The sequence below is a fragment of the Haloarcula regularis genome (assembly GCF_029338315.1).
GTDB lineage: Archaea > Halobacteriota > Halobacteria > Halobacteriales > Haloarculaceae > Haloarcula > Haloarcula regularis.
The window spans coordinates 3,056,923-3,072,658 of the sequence record NZ_CP119794.1 but is presented as its reverse complement, the minus strand read 5'-3'; the positions used below and the strand labels follow the sequence as shown (position 1 = coordinate 3,072,658).

16 protein-coding genes, 1 tRNA gene and 1 pseudogene are annotated in these 15,736 nt (G+C 66.8%); 6 read left to right on the top strand and 12 right to left on the bottom strand.

Annotation, left to right across the window (positions count from 1 at the left end; all coding sequences use genetic code 11):
- Window positions 1–60: 60 nt before the first annotated feature.
- Window positions 61–363: a HalOD1 output domain-containing protein gene (locus P1N55_RS16595; RefSeq protein WP_276276606.1), complete on the top strand. Its 303-nt coding sequence runs from the start codon at window positions 61–63 to the stop codon at window positions 361–363.
- Between the two features lie 9 nt (window positions 364–372).
- Here the strand turns inward: P1N55_RS16595 and P1N55_RS16590 are convergent, their stop codons facing one another.
- From P1N55_RS16590 to P1N55_RS16580, 3 genes are read right to left on the bottom strand one after another with little or no spacing between them, the layout of a single operon-like run.
- A complete protein-coding gene (locus P1N55_RS16590) occupies window positions 373–1,173 on the bottom strand; it encodes an endonuclease III domain-containing protein (protein WP_276276605.1) in 801 nt (266 codons plus the stop codon).
- A 51-nt stretch (window positions 1,174–1,224) separates the two neighbouring features.
- Window positions 1,225–1,650: a DUF371 domain-containing protein gene (locus tag P1N55_RS16585; protein ID WP_276276604.1), complete on the bottom strand. Its 426-nt coding sequence runs from the start codon at window positions 1,648–1,650 to the stop codon at window positions 1,225–1,227.
- 25 nt (window positions 1,651–1,675) lie between these two features.
- Window positions 1,676–1,846, bottom strand: coding sequence for a hypothetical protein (locus P1N55_RS16580; RefSeq protein ID WP_276276603.1), 171 nt, complete (start codon window positions 1,844–1,846; stop codon window positions 1,676–1,678).
- A gap of 111 nt (window positions 1,847–1,957) precedes the next feature.
- On the opposite strand from P1N55_RS16580, the gene P1N55_RS16575 reads away from it, so the two are divergent.
- The 3 genes and pseudogenes from P1N55_RS16575 to P1N55_RS16565 all read left to right on the top strand — a co-directional run bounded on the left by P1N55_RS16575 (window position 1,958) and on the right by P1N55_RS16565 (window position 5,681).
- Window positions 1,958–3,802, top strand: coding sequence for a glycoside hydrolase family 2 protein (locus P1N55_RS16575; protein ID WP_276276602.1), 1,845 nt, complete (start codon window positions 1,958–1,960; stop codon window positions 3,800–3,802).
- 246 nt (window positions 3,803–4,048) lie between these two features.
- Window positions 4,049–4,938 (top strand): annotated as a pseudogene (locus P1N55_RS16570) (coiled-coil protein).
- Between the two features lie 38 nt (window positions 4,939–4,976).
- Window positions 4,977–5,681: a LysE family translocator gene (locus P1N55_RS16565; RefSeq protein ID WP_276276601.1), complete on the top strand. Its 705-nt coding sequence runs from the start codon at window positions 4,977–4,979 to the stop codon at window positions 5,679–5,681.
- Here P1N55_RS16565 and P1N55_RS16560 read toward each other — a convergent pair.
- Window positions 5,676–6,398 carry an HD domain-containing protein gene (locus tag P1N55_RS16560; protein ID WP_276276600.1) on the bottom strand — a complete coding sequence of 241 codons (723 nt, stop codon included), beginning with the start codon at window positions 6,396–6,398 and terminating at the stop codon, window positions 5,676–5,678. The two genes, P1N55_RS16565 and P1N55_RS16560, sit on opposite strands and share 6 nt — an antisense overlap.
- Before the next feature lie 487 nt (window positions 6,399–6,885).
- Between P1N55_RS16560 and P1N55_RS16555 the strand changes: the two genes are divergently transcribed.
- Complete coding sequence (locus P1N55_RS16555) at window positions 6,886–7,614, top strand: GNAT family N-acetyltransferase (protein WP_276276599.1); 729 nt, start codon at window positions 6,886–6,888, stop codon at window positions 7,612–7,614.
- Here P1N55_RS16555 and P1N55_RS16550 read toward each other — a convergent pair.
- The 5 genes from P1N55_RS16550 to P1N55_RS16530 form a co-directional block, all read right to left on the bottom strand.
- The gene (locus P1N55_RS16550) at window positions 7,611–7,811 is read right to left on the bottom strand and encodes a hypothetical protein (RefSeq protein WP_276276598.1); all 201 of its coding nucleotides are present in this window, start codon (window positions 7,809–7,811) and stop codon (window positions 7,611–7,613) included. The two genes, P1N55_RS16555 and P1N55_RS16550, sit on opposite strands and share 4 nt — an antisense overlap.
- An 89-nt stretch (window positions 7,812–7,900) precedes the next feature.
- The gene (locus P1N55_RS16545) at window positions 7,901–9,145 is read right to left on the bottom strand and encodes a hypothetical protein (protein WP_276276597.1); all 1,245 of its coding nucleotides are present in this window, start codon (window positions 9,143–9,145) and stop codon (window positions 7,901–7,903) included.
- Window positions 9,146–9,565: 420 nt separating this feature from the next.
- A tRNA-Gln gene (locus tag P1N55_RS16540) sits at window positions 9,566–9,667 on the bottom strand.
- A gap of 78 nt (window positions 9,668–9,745) precedes the next feature.
- The gene (locus P1N55_RS16535) at window positions 9,746–10,180 is read right to left on the bottom strand and encodes a metal-dependent transcriptional regulator (RefSeq protein ID WP_276276596.1); all 435 of its coding nucleotides are present in this window, start codon (window positions 10,178–10,180) and stop codon (window positions 9,746–9,748) included.
- Window positions 10,177–10,650, bottom strand: coding sequence for a ferritin-like domain-containing protein (locus tag P1N55_RS16530; RefSeq protein WP_276276595.1), 474 nt, complete (start codon window positions 10,648–10,650; stop codon window positions 10,177–10,179). Before P1N55_RS16530 ends, P1N55_RS16535 begins: the two co-directional genes overlap by 4 nt.
- Before the next feature lie 147 nt (window positions 10,651–10,797).
- Here P1N55_RS16530 and P1N55_RS16525 point away from each other — a divergent pair, with 147 nt between their 5' ends.
- Window positions 10,798–12,426 carry an alpha-amylase family protein gene (locus P1N55_RS16525; protein ID WP_276276594.1) on the top strand — a complete coding sequence of 543 codons (1,629 nt, stop codon included), beginning with the start codon at window positions 10,798–10,800 and terminating at the stop codon, window positions 12,424–12,426.
- Between the two features lie 36 nt (window positions 12,427–12,462).
- Here P1N55_RS16525 and P1N55_RS16520 read toward each other — a convergent pair whose 3' ends face one another.
- The 3 genes from P1N55_RS16520 to sufB all read right to left on the bottom strand — a co-directional run bounded on the left by P1N55_RS16520 (window position 12,463) and on the right by sufB (window position 15,734).
- Window positions 12,463–12,969, bottom strand: coding sequence for a GNAT family N-acetyltransferase (locus P1N55_RS16520; RefSeq protein WP_276276593.1), 507 nt, complete (start codon window positions 12,967–12,969; stop codon window positions 12,463–12,465).
- Window positions 12,970–13,089: 120 nt separating this feature from the next.
- On the bottom strand, window positions 13,090–14,301 hold the full coding sequence (gene sufD, locus P1N55_RS16515) for a Fe-S cluster assembly protein SufD (protein WP_276276592.1): 1,212 nt from the start codon (window positions 14,299–14,301) through the stop codon (window positions 13,090–13,092).
- 2 nt (window positions 14,302–14,303) lie between these two features.
- A complete protein-coding gene (gene sufB / locus P1N55_RS16510; RefSeq protein ID WP_276276591.1) occupies window positions 14,304–15,734 on the bottom strand; it encodes a Fe-S cluster assembly protein SufB in 1,431 nt (476 codons plus the stop codon).
- Window positions 15,735–15,736 lie beyond the last annotated feature (2 nt).

Sequence of the window (15,736 nt, the reverse complement as noted above, 5' to 3'; positions counted from 1 at the left end):
TAGACATATTCCGTACGTACATGGACGAGTTATCTGAACGAAACGGGCCCGGGCGCGCTAGTGAGCGACGGGATGTTCCCCTTTACGAGCCTCAGGACGGACGAGGTCACTGGCACGACGGAAGCGGAGTTCGACCCCGCCGACGGCGTGCCGAGCATGGCGGTCACGGCGCTGGTCGCCGACCGGAAGGACGTGGACCCGCGCGACCTGCCGGTCGTCTACGACATCATCGACCCCGACGCGCTGGACATGCTCTTCAGCGACCACCGCGCGGGGCTGGCCAACGCCACCGTCTCGTTCCAGTACGAGGGGTTCGACGTCCGCATCGACCACGGCACCATCTCCATCACCGAGAGCGACTGAGAACGGATTCTAGTCCGCCTCGCTCGGGTCGACGACCTCGCCGGCGGCCGGGTAGACGCCCACCTGGTCACAGAGCCCCGCCAGCGGACAGGCGTCGGGGTCGTCCAGACACGCCGGCTTCCGCGCGGTGCAGTACTCGCGCCCGAACTGAATCATCGCCGTGTGGCCGAAGCCGCACTTCTCGCCGGGGACGTCCCGCTCCAGATACTCGCGGACCGTCTCGTGGTCGGCGTCGGCCGGTGCGAGGCCCATCCGCCGGGCGATGCGGTGGACGTGCGTGTCGACGGGGAAGACGCCTGGGCGGCCGCCCGAGAAGAGGAGGACACAGTCGGCCGTCTTCGGCCCGACGCCGTTCAGCTCGAGCAGGCGGGCCCGGACCTCGACGGGGTCGCCCGTCTTGACGTACTCGTCGAAGCCGTCGGCGCCGCCGTACTCGTCGACCACCAGCTCGGCCAGCGCGACGATACGCGCCGACTTCTGGTTGTACAGGCCGGCCGACTCGATGGTCTCGGCCACCCGTTGCTGGTCTGCCCCGGCGAGCGACGCCGCCAGGTTCTCGCCGCCGTAGGCGTCCATCAGCGCGTCGTGGGCCGGCTGGCTGGCCGTATCGGAGGTGTTCTGGCTGAGGATCGTCCGGACCAGACACTCGAAGGCGGGCTGGCCGCCGTAGGTCTTCTGCCAGTAGAGATCGCCCAGTCGGTCGACGACGACATCGGCGCGCGTCTCTCCACTCCCGGGATCGAACGTCCGCGTCGTGCCGCCACCCGTCTCGCCGCCGCTGATGTTCCGGTCGGGTTCGGGGTCGTCCATGTCCCGACGGTGAGCCGCGAGACTCAAAGAGCCGTCGAGACCGGCGACCGCTCAGTCGCCGGCGACGCGCAGGGTCATCGTCACGTCCGCGCCGTCGGCCACCGCGGCCACGAGGTCGCGGTCGAGGTCGCCGGCGGCGGCGTCGGCCCCGACCATCACCGTCCGCTCGTCGACGTAGTCGCTCGTGCGCAGGACGTGGCTGCGGTCGCTCTCGAAGGTCAGGTCCGGGTGGCCCGACCCCGTGACCGTCGCTGTGTGGCCGGCCGCCTGGAGGGTGGCGGTGATCGTCGCGTCGGCGTCCCGGCAGGCAGCGACGAATTCGGCGTCGAACTCGCTGGGGACCCGGTGGGCCTCGATGCCGAGGATGCAGTCGCCGGCGGGGGTCAGGAAGTCGTCGCTCGTCAGTTCCAGCGTACTCGCGTGCTCGGCGGTGACGTGTTCGTGGCCCGTCGCGTGGACGGTCTCCTCGATGGTCATACGCCCCCTCGACGGTCGGGGTACTTCAGCGAGACGACTCGGGCCGGCAGACGGTGACCGTCACCGCACCGCACGCACACTCGTAGGCTGCGCGGCGGCCGGCGTCCGTCTCGAACACCAGCGCCGGATCCGCGAGCGGCCGGTCGCAGTCGTGGCCGTCACAGTGGGGCGCGTCGTCGAGTAGCTCCTCGAACATACTCCCAGTGTGTGCCCCCTCCCACGTGAATGCGAGCCACCCGGAGTGAAAGTGAAAGTGGAAACCGACAGCGGAGTAACTGATATGTCTCCGGCGGACGCCCCACCGGGTATGTCGCTATCGTGGCGCGCCGCGGCGGTCACGCCGGACGGGACCCCGCCGACGCCGGACGCGTGGGACCCGGCGACCGTGCCGGGCCGACCGGCGCAGTTCGCGGGTGCCGACGCCGTCGCCTACGAGACGGCGTTCGCTGACCCGCGAGGGCCAGGTGAGGAGCACGTCCGTCTCGTCCTGCAGGGCACGTACGCACACGCTCGCGTGTGGTGCAACGGGGAACGCGTCGCGACCCACGACGCCTACTTCGCGCCGCTCCGCGTCAGGTTGCCCGATGCCGAGGAGTACCGCGTCGTCGTCGAGTGTCGCGCACCCGAGGACCGCTTCGGCGGATTGCACGCCACCGACGCACTGCCGGCCGAGCGGTGTGTGCCCGGCATCTGGTGGCGCGCCGCCGTCGAGACCCGGCCGGACCCGTACGTGGACGACGTCCGGGTGGCGCCACGCCTGACCGACGACGGCGCGGCCGTCGACGTCACCGCCGACGTGGTGACGACCGACGCCATCGACGACCGCCTGACGGTCACCCTGCGACCGGAGGGGGCGAGTCGGGGCGGCGGGACGATGTCCCGCTCGCAGGTCACCGCCGGGAGCGGGACTGCGACTGTCACACACACCGTCGAGGTCCGCGACCCGGCGCTGTGGTGGCCCCACGACCGGGGCGAGCAGGCCCGCTACGTGGTCCGGGCGAAGGTCGGCGACGACGCCCACGCGGTGACCACGGGGCTCCGGACCGTCGAGGCGGACGACGGCGGCGTCCGGGTCAACGGCGAGCGCGTCCCGGTCCGCGGGGTGACGCTGCTTGACCCGACGCCCGAGGACATAGAGCGGGCCGCCGCGGCGAACGCCAACCTCGTCCGGGTCAGAGCCCAGGGGACGCCGCCGGCCGTCGCGGCCGCGTGTGACCGTCACGGCGTCCTGCTCTGGCAGGACCTCCCGCTGACCGGCCCCGGCGGGTTCGACGCCGAGCGCGGGACCGAGCTCGCGGCGTCGCTCGTCGACACCTACGCTCACCACCCGAGTCTCGCCGCCGTCGGTGTTCACGACGCGCCCGTCGGGGCCTACGCGGCGGGCCTCGGGTCGGGGACCCTCGCCCGCCTGCGCTTTCGCGTCCGGGCCTGGCGGGCCGCCTACGACGCGACGGCGGCCGAGCGTGTCGCCGGTGCTGTCGAGGCCGTCCCGACCGTGCCTGTGGTCGGCCCGCCCGGTATCGACCCCGACGCCCTCACGCTGTTTTCCGGGTGGGAGTACGGACGGGCCACGGACCTCGGGTGGCTCTGTGACCGGTACGGCGGGGCCGGCGTGGTCGGCGGGTTCGGTGCGGGGTCGCTGGGGACCGACGACCCCACCGACGAGACGGGGTTCGACCGCCGCGCCCACGAGCGGTACGTCGACGACGGCCGCGAGGCCTCACAGGCCTACCAGGCCCGCGTCGTCCGGACGGTCGCCGAGAGCCTCCGCGAGCGCGGGACCGGCGTCGTCGTCCTCGAGGCGTTGCGGGACGTGGCCGACGCCGGGATGGGCGTCCTGACGGCCGACGGGGCGGCGAAACCGGCCTTCGACGCGCTGGCCGACGCCTACGAACCGACGCAGGTCGTCCTCACCGACCCGACGCCCGGCGCGAGCGACGTCGTCCTCCTCCACGACGGCGGGACAACCGAGACGGTGACCGTCGAGTGGGATCACGAGGGCGCCCGCGAGCAGGCCGAACACACCGTCGGGCCCCACGGACGCGTGACCGTCGGGTCGCTGGACCTGTCGGCCGGCGACGAAGTGACACTGGCCGTCGCCGTCGCGGACCGGGTCGTGAGATCGACCTACCAGATAGCGAGTGATATATAGGTGGTAGCAGAATCGTGGTAATCCTTCACGCAGGCACACAGGGGCATGAGAGCGGTTGTCGCGGCATCCAGTGTACCGCAATATTTAAACACAATCGCCCGATAGTAATAGTCACCAGAACGCTTCCGCGTTCAGGCAGTATCGCCTTCCGCCCAACATGAGAGGGAATCCTTATTATTGGCGTCAGCCCCTCACGAGCGGACTCGCTGTCTGTGCAGAAGCGGTGATGGCATAGAGGTTTCAACAATGGCAGACTCGATAGACGAATCAAAGAACGTTACAGTAACCGAAGAGGATCTCGAAAACAAGTCCAAGGGCGAGCTCATCAAGCTCGCAGGCCAGCTCCGTGACCGACGGAACGAGCTGAACCAGATGGCCTCCGAGCGGGCCTCCGCCCGCGACGACCTGAACGCCGAGACGCGCGAGAAGGTCGACGAGGCCCAGGAACACCGCGAGAAGCGCGACGAGCTCAACGAGCAGGTCCAGGAGCACAAGGACAAGCGAAACGAGCTCAACGCGAAGGCCAACGAGCTGTTCGACAAGGTCGACAAGCTCAAAAACGACCTGGAACTCGACGAGGGGACATCCGTCGAGGAGCTCAAAGAGGAGATCGAGGAGCTGGAGTTCAAACAGCAGACCGAGGTGCTCTCCTCCGAGGACGAGAAGAGCTCATCGAGAAGATCGAGACCAAACGCGAGAAGCTCCAGGAGAAGACCGAGAAGCTCGACGAGAGCGGTGACTTAGAGGAGCTGAAAGCCGAGGCCGAAGAGGTCCGCTCCGAGGCGTCCAAGCACCACAAGAAGGTCACAGAGCTCGCAGACGAAGCCCAGAAGCACCACAACAAGATGATCGAGGCCTACCGCGAGGCCGACGAGATCCGCGACGAGGCCGACGAGAAACACGAGGAGTTCGTCGAGGCCCAGGAGGCCGCCGACCAGCACCACGAGGACTTCGTCCGCGTCCAGAAGCGCCTGCGCGAGCTCGACAAGAAAGAGGAGCAGGAAGAGCGCTCCCAGCGCGAGGAAAAGCAGGAGGCCGCCCGCGAAGAGGCCGAGGAGATCTACCAGAAGTTCAAGGAAGGCGAGACCCTCGACACCGAGGATCTGATGAAGCTGCAGAAGGCCGGCAAACTGTAACGTCGACGTTTTCTTCTCTCCGTTCTCCACTCCGATAGATGCTTCACTGGCTCGCGCTCGCCCCGACCGGACCCGTCTCGCTCCTCCCGACAGTCGTCGGCGGGGCCGTCTTCGGCCTCGCGCTCGCGGCACCCCCGGGGCCGATGAACGCCATCATCGCCGAGGAGAGCGCGGTCCGGGGCTGGCGGTCGGGGTTCGCCGCCGGCCTCGGGGCGATGGTGGCCGACGCCTGTTTCTTCGTGCTGGCGCTCGCCGGCGTCGCGACGGTGGTCCGGTCGATGCCCGTCCTGCGGCGGGCGATGGTTGCCGTCGGCGGCCTCCTGATGCTGTGGTTCGCCTACGGCGCGGTCGAGGACGCGACGGCGCTCTCGTCGGTCGACGCCGACGACGGGGAGAGTCGCGGCTTCCGGAAGGCGTTCGTGCTGGCTCTGACCAACCCCTACCAGGTCGTCTTCTGGCTCACCGTCGGCGTCGGTCTGCTCGAACCCGGACAGGTTGACGTCCTGGCGGTCCTCCCGGTGGTCGGGGCGGACCTCGCGGACGTCCTCGTGGTCCGGACGGGGCACCCGCTGCTGGTCGCGGGGCTGTTCGGCGGGATCGGCCTGTGGATAACGGGGTTCCCGGCGACCATCGTCGCCGCCCGGCAGCGCGTCAAGCGACTCGCGCCGGTCGTCGCGTGGGCGAGTGCGGCGGTGCTCGCGGCCACCGGCGTCCTCTTTCTCGCCCGGTCGCTGGGACTATGACTCGCCCATGCCGGTGGCGACGTCGTCGAGCTGGTCCTCCTCCTCGGCCGCCATCTCGGCGACCTCGACCTCCAGCCACTCCTGGAACCAGCGGGTCCGCTTCAGGCGCTGGTGGATGAGCGAGTCGGCCGTGTCGCTGACGATGCGGTCGCGGGCGTCCTGCCCGCGTTCGATGACGCGTTCGACCATCTCGGCCGTGTCCATGTGGGTGCGGGCCTCGTAACCCATCCGCAACAGCATGAGCGCCGTCCCGTTGGCGCCGACCTTGTCGAGGATGTCGGCCTCGATGAGACACCGGGTCTCCAGCGAGAGATCGGTGAGGTCGCCCTGGTAGGAGTGGTCCTCGATGGCGGTACACACCTGGTCGACGAACGAGTCGGGGTAGTCGCCGTGGCTGACGAGGTACTCGCGGGCGATGCGCGCGCCGGCCTCGGCGTGGACGTCCTGTTCGGCCTCCAGTTTCGCGATGTCGTGAAACAGCGCCGCGACTCTGGTGACGTCCTCGTTTGCCCCTTCCCGGCGAGCGATCTTCGTCGCGATGTCGACCACGTTGAGGATGTGGTTGAACCGGTACTCGGCGGAGTGCCAGGGGTACCAGCGCATCCGTCCGCCCTCGCCTTCGTTCTCGACGCTCGCGGCGAGGTAGTCGTGGACGAATTCCTTCATCGCCTCGAACTCCTCGTCGGAGACCGGCGACTCCTTAATCTCGATGCCCACAACACCACCTCCGCAGAGAGGGTCCGATAATCATCTTACAGGTAGAAAGGTACGTTCGACTCTTTAGCGTTACGACAGGGAGAATCCGTCTCGCACGGGCAGAGGATGCGGCTGCCCGTGGCGGGGACAAAGGGGGACGCTCGTCGCTGGACGGTACTGAGAGAAACGGCACGAGGCGCGGCCCCCACGGGGATGGTTGAGCGAGCGAACCCGCATGGAAGGTACAAGGTCGCTGTGAGGGCCACACATGCACAGACGGACGTTGGCTCGACACGTCGGACACAGGCGGTCGGAAACTGGCTCGAGTTGTTCTTAATCGTCCACCTCCAATCGCAGTTAGTAATCAAAGCAGTAGTAATATAAACATTTTCACGCCATTCATCGAACAGTATCGAGTCTAACAGGAGATATTAACAGATTTAAGACACAGCGCAGATCCGGCCGTCGGGACTGTACGTTTATGACGGTTGGCACACAGAATGAGAGTATGGATATCCGAACGGCCAGATCCGCAGACAGACCAGCCATCAGAGACGTCGCCCGGCGGTCGCTGCAGGCCTCGTACTCGCTGGGTCCGCAAGCGATCACCAGCGCCATCGAGGAGTGGTACGACGAGGACCGCCTGGCGGAGATCATGCACGACGAGGACCACACGCTGCTGGTCGCCGAGGAGGACGGACAGGTCGTCGCCTTCTCCGAGAGCGTCGTCTCGGCGGACAACACCGGGACGCTCCTGTGGTTGCACGTCGACCCGGCCTACCGCGGGGAGGGCATCGCCTCGGACCTGTTCGAGGCGACCCGCACCCACCTGTCCGACCTCGGGGCGGCACATCTCGACGGGCGTGTCCTCGCGGACAACGTCGAGGGGAACACCTTCTACACCGACCGCGGGTTCGAACAGGTCGGGACCGACGAGGTCGAGATCGACGGCCGGACCTACGTCGAGAACATCTACACGGAGACCGAACAGTGGGGCCGGGAACCCATCGAGACCGCGGACGGCCGCACGGTCTACATCGACCACGACAACGCCGAGCGCGGCTCAGTCGCACCCTTCCAGGTGGTCTTTGCCGACGAGGAGGGCGACGACCGCTACGGGTACTTCTGCAGTAACTGCAACACCCTGGCCAACGCCATGGATTCGATGGGACGCATCGAGTGTGACAGCTGCGGGAACGTCCGCAAGCCCCTCCGCTGGGACGCCGCCTACCTCTAGTTCCCTGTATCGCGCCTCGACGAACCGCCGTCGTTGGGCCCGTCCCGCGCACGACCCCGCTTTGCCCGGAGAAGTATCAGCTTGTAGTAGAGGGCAAAGAGGACCACCGCGACGAGGACGCCGACGGCGACGTCGACGGTGAGCGTGGCCGGTGCCGCTTCGCCGAGGACCGACGGGAGCAGTGTCTCATAGAGCATATCTAAAGGTAAGATATCATTCATTATAACCGGCCCGTGGTTTCTCGCGGACTGGGAATGGCTCCCGTTAGCATGCGGGTGGAGTGGCGCTACTCGTCGACGGGCGTGGCGGGCTCCCCGGCGCCGCCGAAGGCGTCGGCCAGCGACGCCCGGAACTCGCTGAGTCCCTCGACGTCACCGCGGAGCGTCTCGACCTCCGCCTGAAGCGCGTCGACGTCGGCGGCGACGTCCGAGACGCTGGCCTCGACCGAGTCGACGGTCTCTGCGTTGCGTTCTATCTCCGCTTCGATGTCGCTGACGCGGGCCTCGAGCGCCTCGTAGTCGGCGCGCAGCGAGTCGAGGTCCTCGCCCTGATCGTCGAGCTGCGTGTCGAGTCGCGCCACGTCGTCGTCGACCTGCGCCCTGACGTCGTCGAGGTCGTCCTCGACGGCCCCTCGTGCGTCCTCGATGCGCGCCTCCAGGTCGTCGGCCCGGCGCCGGAGTTCGTCACCGAGGTCCTGGTTCGTCTCCCGGACGGCGTCGACGTCTGCCGAGACCTCCTCGACAGCGGCCGCCAGCTCCGCTACCTCCTCGTCGACCCTGTCGATGAACTCCTGGGCTGTGCCCTGCTCGTCTAAGAACGACTCCAGCGCGGTGGTGTAGGCCGCGAACTCGTCGACCCGTGCCGAGAGGTAGTCGAGTCGGGTCTCGACGCTCCGCCGCGGCGATTGCACCTGCGTTGACTCGCCTGTGCCGTCGTCCTCGTCGGCGTCGTCCGTGTTGGCTCCCCGGATAACGTCTTTCACGGAGGTCGACGGGGCGTAGACGCCCTGCTGTCCCCCGTCCGAGGCCGACGGTGAGCTCCCGTCGGCCCCCTTCGGTGCGTCCGTGCCGCCAGTGGCCCCACTGCCGTCGGCGCTTTGGGGCGCGGCGGTGGCCGCGTCGCCGTCTGTCTGGGCAGCAGGGTTCTCGCCGCCATCGGTCTGTGCGACCGAGTTCGACGGGTCGGCAGCATCGACGCGCTCGATTTGCGGTTCCTCGAACGCCACGTCGCTCACCGGGTCGGCCAGTTCAATGCCGAAGTCGACGCTGACGGCGTCGTCCTCGACCGGGAGCCGCACCGACACCCGCTGGGGCGTTATCTCCCCGTCGCTGGGCGGGTCGTCCCGCTTGAAGCCGACGCTCTCGACCGGCAGGTCGTCGGGAAACTCCTCGACGACGTGCACTACGTCCGGCCGCTGGCTGATGGACTCGACCTGGATGGTACCGACGACCCACCCGTCCTCCACTGATAGCGTCCGTTCGACGAGGATGCCGTTCGCCGAGACGGTTGCCGTTTTGTTATCAGAAATCATTGTTTCGTTGCCAAGTGTATGACACATGTCATCCTGTAATGTTATAAAACTAACTGGAAGTATCTGTTGTGGGAATGACGTCTCAATTCGCCGTCAGGAACGCCACGATATTTGTCGCCCTCTGAGCCAGTTCCCACGCATTGGGCGCTCTTCGGAGGTCTGAGCGGACTCTGTGAAAACCGCCCCCGTGAGTGCCTTCGAACAGGCCACTCGTTTTCGAATTCGATAACCCGTTTCGGAGTCCGTTTGGCGACCTCGGGCCCCTCGAGCGCAGTCGGCTCGGCCGGGTAGTCCGACGGCCTCCGGGCGACGGGAGTCTTGCACCCGGGTGGATTCGAACCGGAGGAAACCTCACTCCGTTCGGTTTCCAGGGTTCGAATCCGCGTCGTAACTACGATTGCTCGCTGTCGCTCGCAGAAGTAGTCCCGGGCGGATTCGAACCGCCGTCAAGGGCTATCTTCGACGAACGGGAACCCGAACGCCTCCAAAGGCCCTTATGATTGGCCACTACACCACGGGACTTCGCTGCGTTCGTCCCGCGGGACTGCGGGACGCTATCGGTATCGTTCGCCGGAGCGTACTTGAACGCTTCGAGACCAGTCAGTCGCTGGTGACTTCGGCCTCGACGTCGAGCAGGCCACAGACGTCGTCCTCGGCGTCGAAGCAGTCCGGACACTGTGGTTCGCGGTCGATGATGGTGTCGAGGCGCTCGGCCACCGTCTCGTCGATGACGCCCTCGAGCTGTTTGGCCTCCGTGCGGAACTGTTCGACCTCCAGGACCTCGACGAGGAACCGCTCGATGATACAGTAGTTCTGGAGGGCGTCGCGGGCCTGCTGGATGCCCTCGTCGGTGAGGTCCACGCCCTTATACTTCTCGTGTTCGAGGAGGCCGCGGGACTCCAGTTTCCCGATCATCTCGTTCGCGCTGGCCGGACTCACGTCCAGGAAGTCAGCGACGGCGCCCGTCGAGGCGGGGCCGTCAGCCTGTTGCTGTGCGAGGTAGATGGCCTTGAGGTACTGGGCCTGGGTGTTCATCGGTAGTCCTCCATGAGCTCGGTGACTTCCTCGACGCCGTCGGCCTCCTCGTCGCGGATGGTCTCGAGGACCGACAGCAGGTGCGTCCGGTCGACGCCGAAGTCGGCGTCCGAGGCCTCGATGGCGCCGATGAGGTCGTCGTAGAACTTATAGGCGGTCTCCTCGTTGCACAGCTGGTCGTAGAGGATGCCGTCGAAGTCCTGGTCGGCCTCGTACTGGGCCTCGACGAGCGTCTGTATCTCGTCGAAGGGGACCGTCTCCGCGTCGAGGTCGGCGATGATGGCCTCCAGTCGCTCGCGGTGCTCGGCCGACTCCGCGACGGCGTCCTCGAGCATCGCGACCACCTCGGCGTCCTGGGTCGCCTCGGCGTGTTTCTCGGCGCGGGCCTCGACGACCTCCTCGAGGACGATGCCGATCTGGAGGAGGCGCGCCAGCTGGTGGTCCGACGCGATGGGGGCACGGAGGCTCATCGGAACACCTCCGGTCGGCGGTGACGGGGCGATTCGATCATGCCCGCACATCCGGGAGGCGGCGACTTAAGCCGTTCCCTGTGGCCTACAGCCACGATGGGAGTCGAAACGCTAACTTTCCGCCCCCCGGAGGTGTACGCCAGGACAATGACTGACCCCGACTGGCACGAGGACGCGGTCATCTACTCGCTCGACGTGAAGACGTTCAAGGACAGCGACGGCGACGGCTGGGGCGACTTCCAGGGACTCATCGAGAAGGTCGACTACCTCGAGGCGCTCGGCGTCGACTGCCTCTGGCTCCGCCCCTTCTACCCGAGCCCGCTGCGCGACAACGGCTACGACGTGGCCGACTACCGCGCCGTCGACGACCGCCTGGGCACCCTCGAGGACTTCGAGGAACTCGCAGAGAAGGCCCACGACCGGGACATCCGGGTCCTCACCGACCTCGTGTTGAACCACACCTCCATCGACCACGAGTGGTTCCAGAAGGCCCGCGAGGACCCCGAATCGAAGTACCACGACTACTACCTCTGGACCAGCCACCTCGAGGACGCCTACCACACCTCGAACATCTTCCCCGAGTACGAGGACGGCGTCTGGTCCTACGACGAGGTGGCCGGCAAACACTACTTCCACCAGTTCTACCACCACCAGCCCGACCTCAACGTCTCGAACCCGGCCGTGCGCGACGAGATGCACGACATCCTCCGCTTCTGGCTGGAGAAGGGCGCCGACGGCTTCCGCATCGACGCCGCACATCCGATGCTCATCGAGAAGGGACACAACGCCACGACCGAGGACATCGGCCTCTTCGTCGAGATGAAAGAGGTCGTCCGCGAGGCCAAGTCCGACGCTATCCTGCTGGCCGAGGCCGACGACCAGCCCGAACACCTCGACCACTACTTCGCCGACGGCGAGGCCTTCGACCTGATGTTCAACTTCGTCCTCAACGCCCACATGGTCTACGGCATCGGCGTCGAGGACGTCTGGCCGCTCCGCCGGGCCGACGAGATTCTGCCCGACGTCTCCGGCGTGGGCCAGTGGGCGAACTTCCTGCGCAACCACGACGAGTGGAACCTGCTGAAACTCCCCCACGAGACCCTCCAGCACGCCAAGGAGTACTTCGGGCCCGAAGACGGCTCCTCGTGGATCTTCGGTCGCGGCCACCGCCTGCGCCTGGCGGACCTCTACGACCACGACCACGACCGCATCGCGATGGCCCACAGCCTGCTGTTCTCGTACCCCGGCACCCCGGTCGTGCTCTCGGGCGACGAGATCGGCATGGGCTCGGACCTCTGGCTCGACGAGCGCGAGTCCGTCCGGACGCCGATGCAGTGGGACGACAGCGAGAACGGCGGCTTCTCGACGGCCGACCGCGAGGACTGTTACAACCCGCCAATCGTCGACAAGCCGTACGACTTCACCCACGTCAACGTCGCCGACCAGCGCGGCGACCCCGACTCCCTGCTCTCGCGCATCCAGCGGGTCATCGACGCTCGCCACGCCAACACAGAGATAAGCGACGGCCGGTTCCACATGGCCGACTCGGGCCACAAGGACGTGATGGTCCACCGCGTCGACACCGACGACGTGGCGCTCATCTTCGCGCACAACTTCGCCGGCGAGCCCCGCGAGTCGGTGCTCCAGTGGGAGGTCCCCGCGGCCGACACGACGAAAGAACTCGGCGCGGGCGACTATCACGTCGCCGAGGGCGGCGTCACCTTCTCGCTCGCGGGCCACGACTACGTCTGGCTCCGCGGCGACAAGTCCGACTGAGAGTGAACGGCGTCGGCGCCGCGTTCGGAAGTTGGCTCAGGTTCCGTCCGTGGCCGGCGGAAAGTCGACCCAGGCGAGGTCCCGGCCGGGGTACGCGACGGACTCGAAGGGCCAGTCGGTCTCGACCCACTCGCGGACCGCTTCCTCGATCGCGGCGTCGAGCCCGCGAGTGAACGCCGTCGCGGACGTCCAGTAGTACACCGCCGCGTCGTACCCGTCGACGCGGGTCGGCTGGACGTACACACAGCCCAGTTCGACCGTCTCGTCGGGGTCGACGACGGCGTAGGTGAACGCGTCGCGGCGCTGGTGTTCCTTCTGGTGCCAGGCGAGGTCGATGCGGTTCTGCCCGAGCGTCAGGTCCGGTTCGGGCCAGGCGTCCGCGGGCCCGAAGGTCCCCCGCAGTCGCTCGCGGCTCGTCGTGACCGCCTCGTAGTCCATCTCGGCGTCCTCGATCGTCAGCGGGCGGACGACGAACGCGTCCGTTTCCAGCCGGTCGGGGACGGCGACGTCGGCCGGGACGAGTGGTGGGGTTTCGAACGGCACGTGTCGACACACGCGCCCGTCGCCAATCCGGGTTGTGGTCGGGGCCGGACGTGCGACTGGTCCGTCTCTGTCGCCGAACGTGACGAAATCGAAAAGTGGATCGCGCAGTCGACCGCGACCTTACGCGGTGAGGCGCTGGACGATGAGGTCGTCTAAGTCCTCGCGGAGTTCGTCGACCGCGACTTCCTCCAGGACGGGCACGAAGAAGCCCTCGACGAGCATGTTCTTCGCGCGCTCGGGGTCGACGCCGCGGGAAGTCATGTAGAACATGTCCTCGTCGTCGACCTGGCCGACCGTCGCGGAGTGGGAGGCCTCGGTGTCGTGGTTGTTGATGATGAGCTTCGGCGAGGCGTCGGCCTCGGACTCCTCGGAGAGCATCAGCGTGTTCTCGCGCTGGTACGAGGAGGTGTCCCAGGCCTCGCGGCCGACGTCCTGGACGCCCTCGTAGACCGAGCGGGCTTCGTCGTCGAGCACGCCGCGGGTCACGAGGTCGGCGACGGTGTGCTCGGCCTCGTGCCAGACACGCGACGCGATGTCGAAGTGCTGGTCGTTGTGGCCGAAGAAGGCGCCGACGATCTGGGACTCGCTGGAGTCACCGAGCAGGCGCGTCTCGACGCTACTCTTCGTCAGGCGCGAGCCGATGTTGCCCTCGATCCAGTCGACCGTGCCGTAGGTGTCGGCGTGGCCGCGCTTGACCTGGTAGTTGTAGGTCTCCTCCGAGAGGTTCTGGAGCGTGCCGTACTGGATGTAGGCGTTCTCGCCGCCGACCGCTTCGACGACGCCTGAGTAGTATCGCGCGCCCTCGACCTCGTCGCCCGTCGTCTGTCGCTCCAGGATGGTGACCGAGGAAGACTCCTCAGCGAGGACCAGCGTGTAGTTGAACAGCGACTTGCTGTTCATCGTGGTCCGGATCTTCACGTCCTCGGCGTCGACGCCCTCGGGGACGTAGACCACGGTTCCGGCCGAGAACAGCGCGGTCGACAGCGCGGTCAGATAGTCGCGCTGCGGGTCGACGACGCTGCCGAAGTGCTCCTCGATTGTGTCGCCGTGCTCGTCGAGCGCCTCGCTCCAGGAGAGCACGTCGACGCCCTCGGCGTCGATGCGGTCTTTCTCCTGGGCGTAGTCGAGCGGGTCGACCAGCGTCTCGTAGTCGAGCGCGTCGAGGTTCGTCCACGTGCGGCCCGGCGTGCGGATGACGTCGGGCATGTCGAGGTCCTCGAGCGCCGCGAGCGCGTCTTTCCGCGTCTCGAGCAGCCACTCGGGCTCGCCCAAGTCGTCTGAGATCTGTTCGACCTGGCTCTCTGTGAGATTTGCGTGTACCTGCGTACTCATTGTTATCCGAGCGACCCCTCCATCTCCAGTTCGATGAGGCGGTTCAGTTCGACGGCGTACTCGATGGGCAGTTCCTCCGTGATGGGCTCGATGAAGCCCGCGACGATCATCTGCTTTGCGTCGTCGTCGTCCAGGCCGCGGCTCTGGAGGTAGAAGACGTCCTCGTCGCCGATCTTGCCGACCGTCGCCTCGTGGGCGACGTCGACCTTGTTCTCCTGGATCTCCATGTACGGCATCGTGTCCGACGTCGACTCGTTGTCGAACATCAGCGCGTCACACTCGACGGACGTCGAGGAGCCCTCGGCGCCGTCGGCGATGTGGACGAGGCCGCGGTAGTTCGTGCGGCCGCCGTCCTTGCTGATGGACTTGGACTCGATGGTCGATTTGGTGTTGGGCGCGTTGTGGTAGACCTTCGCGCCGGTGTCGATGTCCTGACCCTCGCCCGCGAAGGCGATGGTGATGTGATTGTCCGTCGCGCCGGGGCCCTTCAGGATGGTCGCGGGGTAGAGCATCGTGGCCTTCGAGCCCATGGACCCGGAGACCCACTCCATCGTCCCGTCGGCCTCGACGATGGCGCGCTTGGTGTTGAGGTTGTACGTGTTCTTCGACCAGTTCTGCACGGTCGAGTACTGGACGTGGGCGTTCTCGCCGACGAACACCTCGACGCCGCCGGAGTGGAGGTTGAAGGCGGAGTACTTCGGGGCGGAACAGCCCTCGATGTAGTGGACCTCGGAGTTCTCCTCGGCGATGATGAGCGTGTGCTCGAACTGGCCCATGCCCTCGCTGTTCATGCGGAAGTACGCCTGGACCGGCATCTCGACGGTGGTGTCCTCCGGGATGTAGACAAAGGACCCGCCGGACCACACGGCACCGTGGAGCGCGGCGAACTTGTTGTCGCTCGGGGGGACGCACTTCGTCATGAAGTGCTCGCGGACGAGGTCTTCGTGTTCCTGGACGGCCTTGTCCATGTCACAGAAGATGACGCCCTTCTCCTCCCAGCGCTCCTGCATGTTCTGGTAGACGATCTCCGACTCGTACTGGGCGCCGACGCCCGAGAGGGCGTTCTTCTCGGCCTCCGGGATGCCCAGCTTGTCGAAGGTGTCCTTGATCTCTTCGGGGAGGTCCTCCCAGGACTCCGCGCCGCCGCGAGTCTCGATGTCCGGGCGGATGTACGGGACGATCTCGGCGACGTCGACCTCCGAGAGGTCGGGCGCGCCCGGCCAGCCCTCGGGCATCGGCATCTGCTGGAACTGTTCGAGGGCGCGCAGGCGGCGCTCGAGCATCCACTCGGGTTCGTCCTTGTCGTCCGAGATGACCCGGATGGTCTCCTCGGTCAGGCCCTTCTCCGCCTGGAAGGCGGCCTTCTCCTCCTTCTTGAATTCGAAGCGGGCTTCGGTGTCGGTCTCTTTGAGGTGGTCTTGGTCTGAGCTCATGA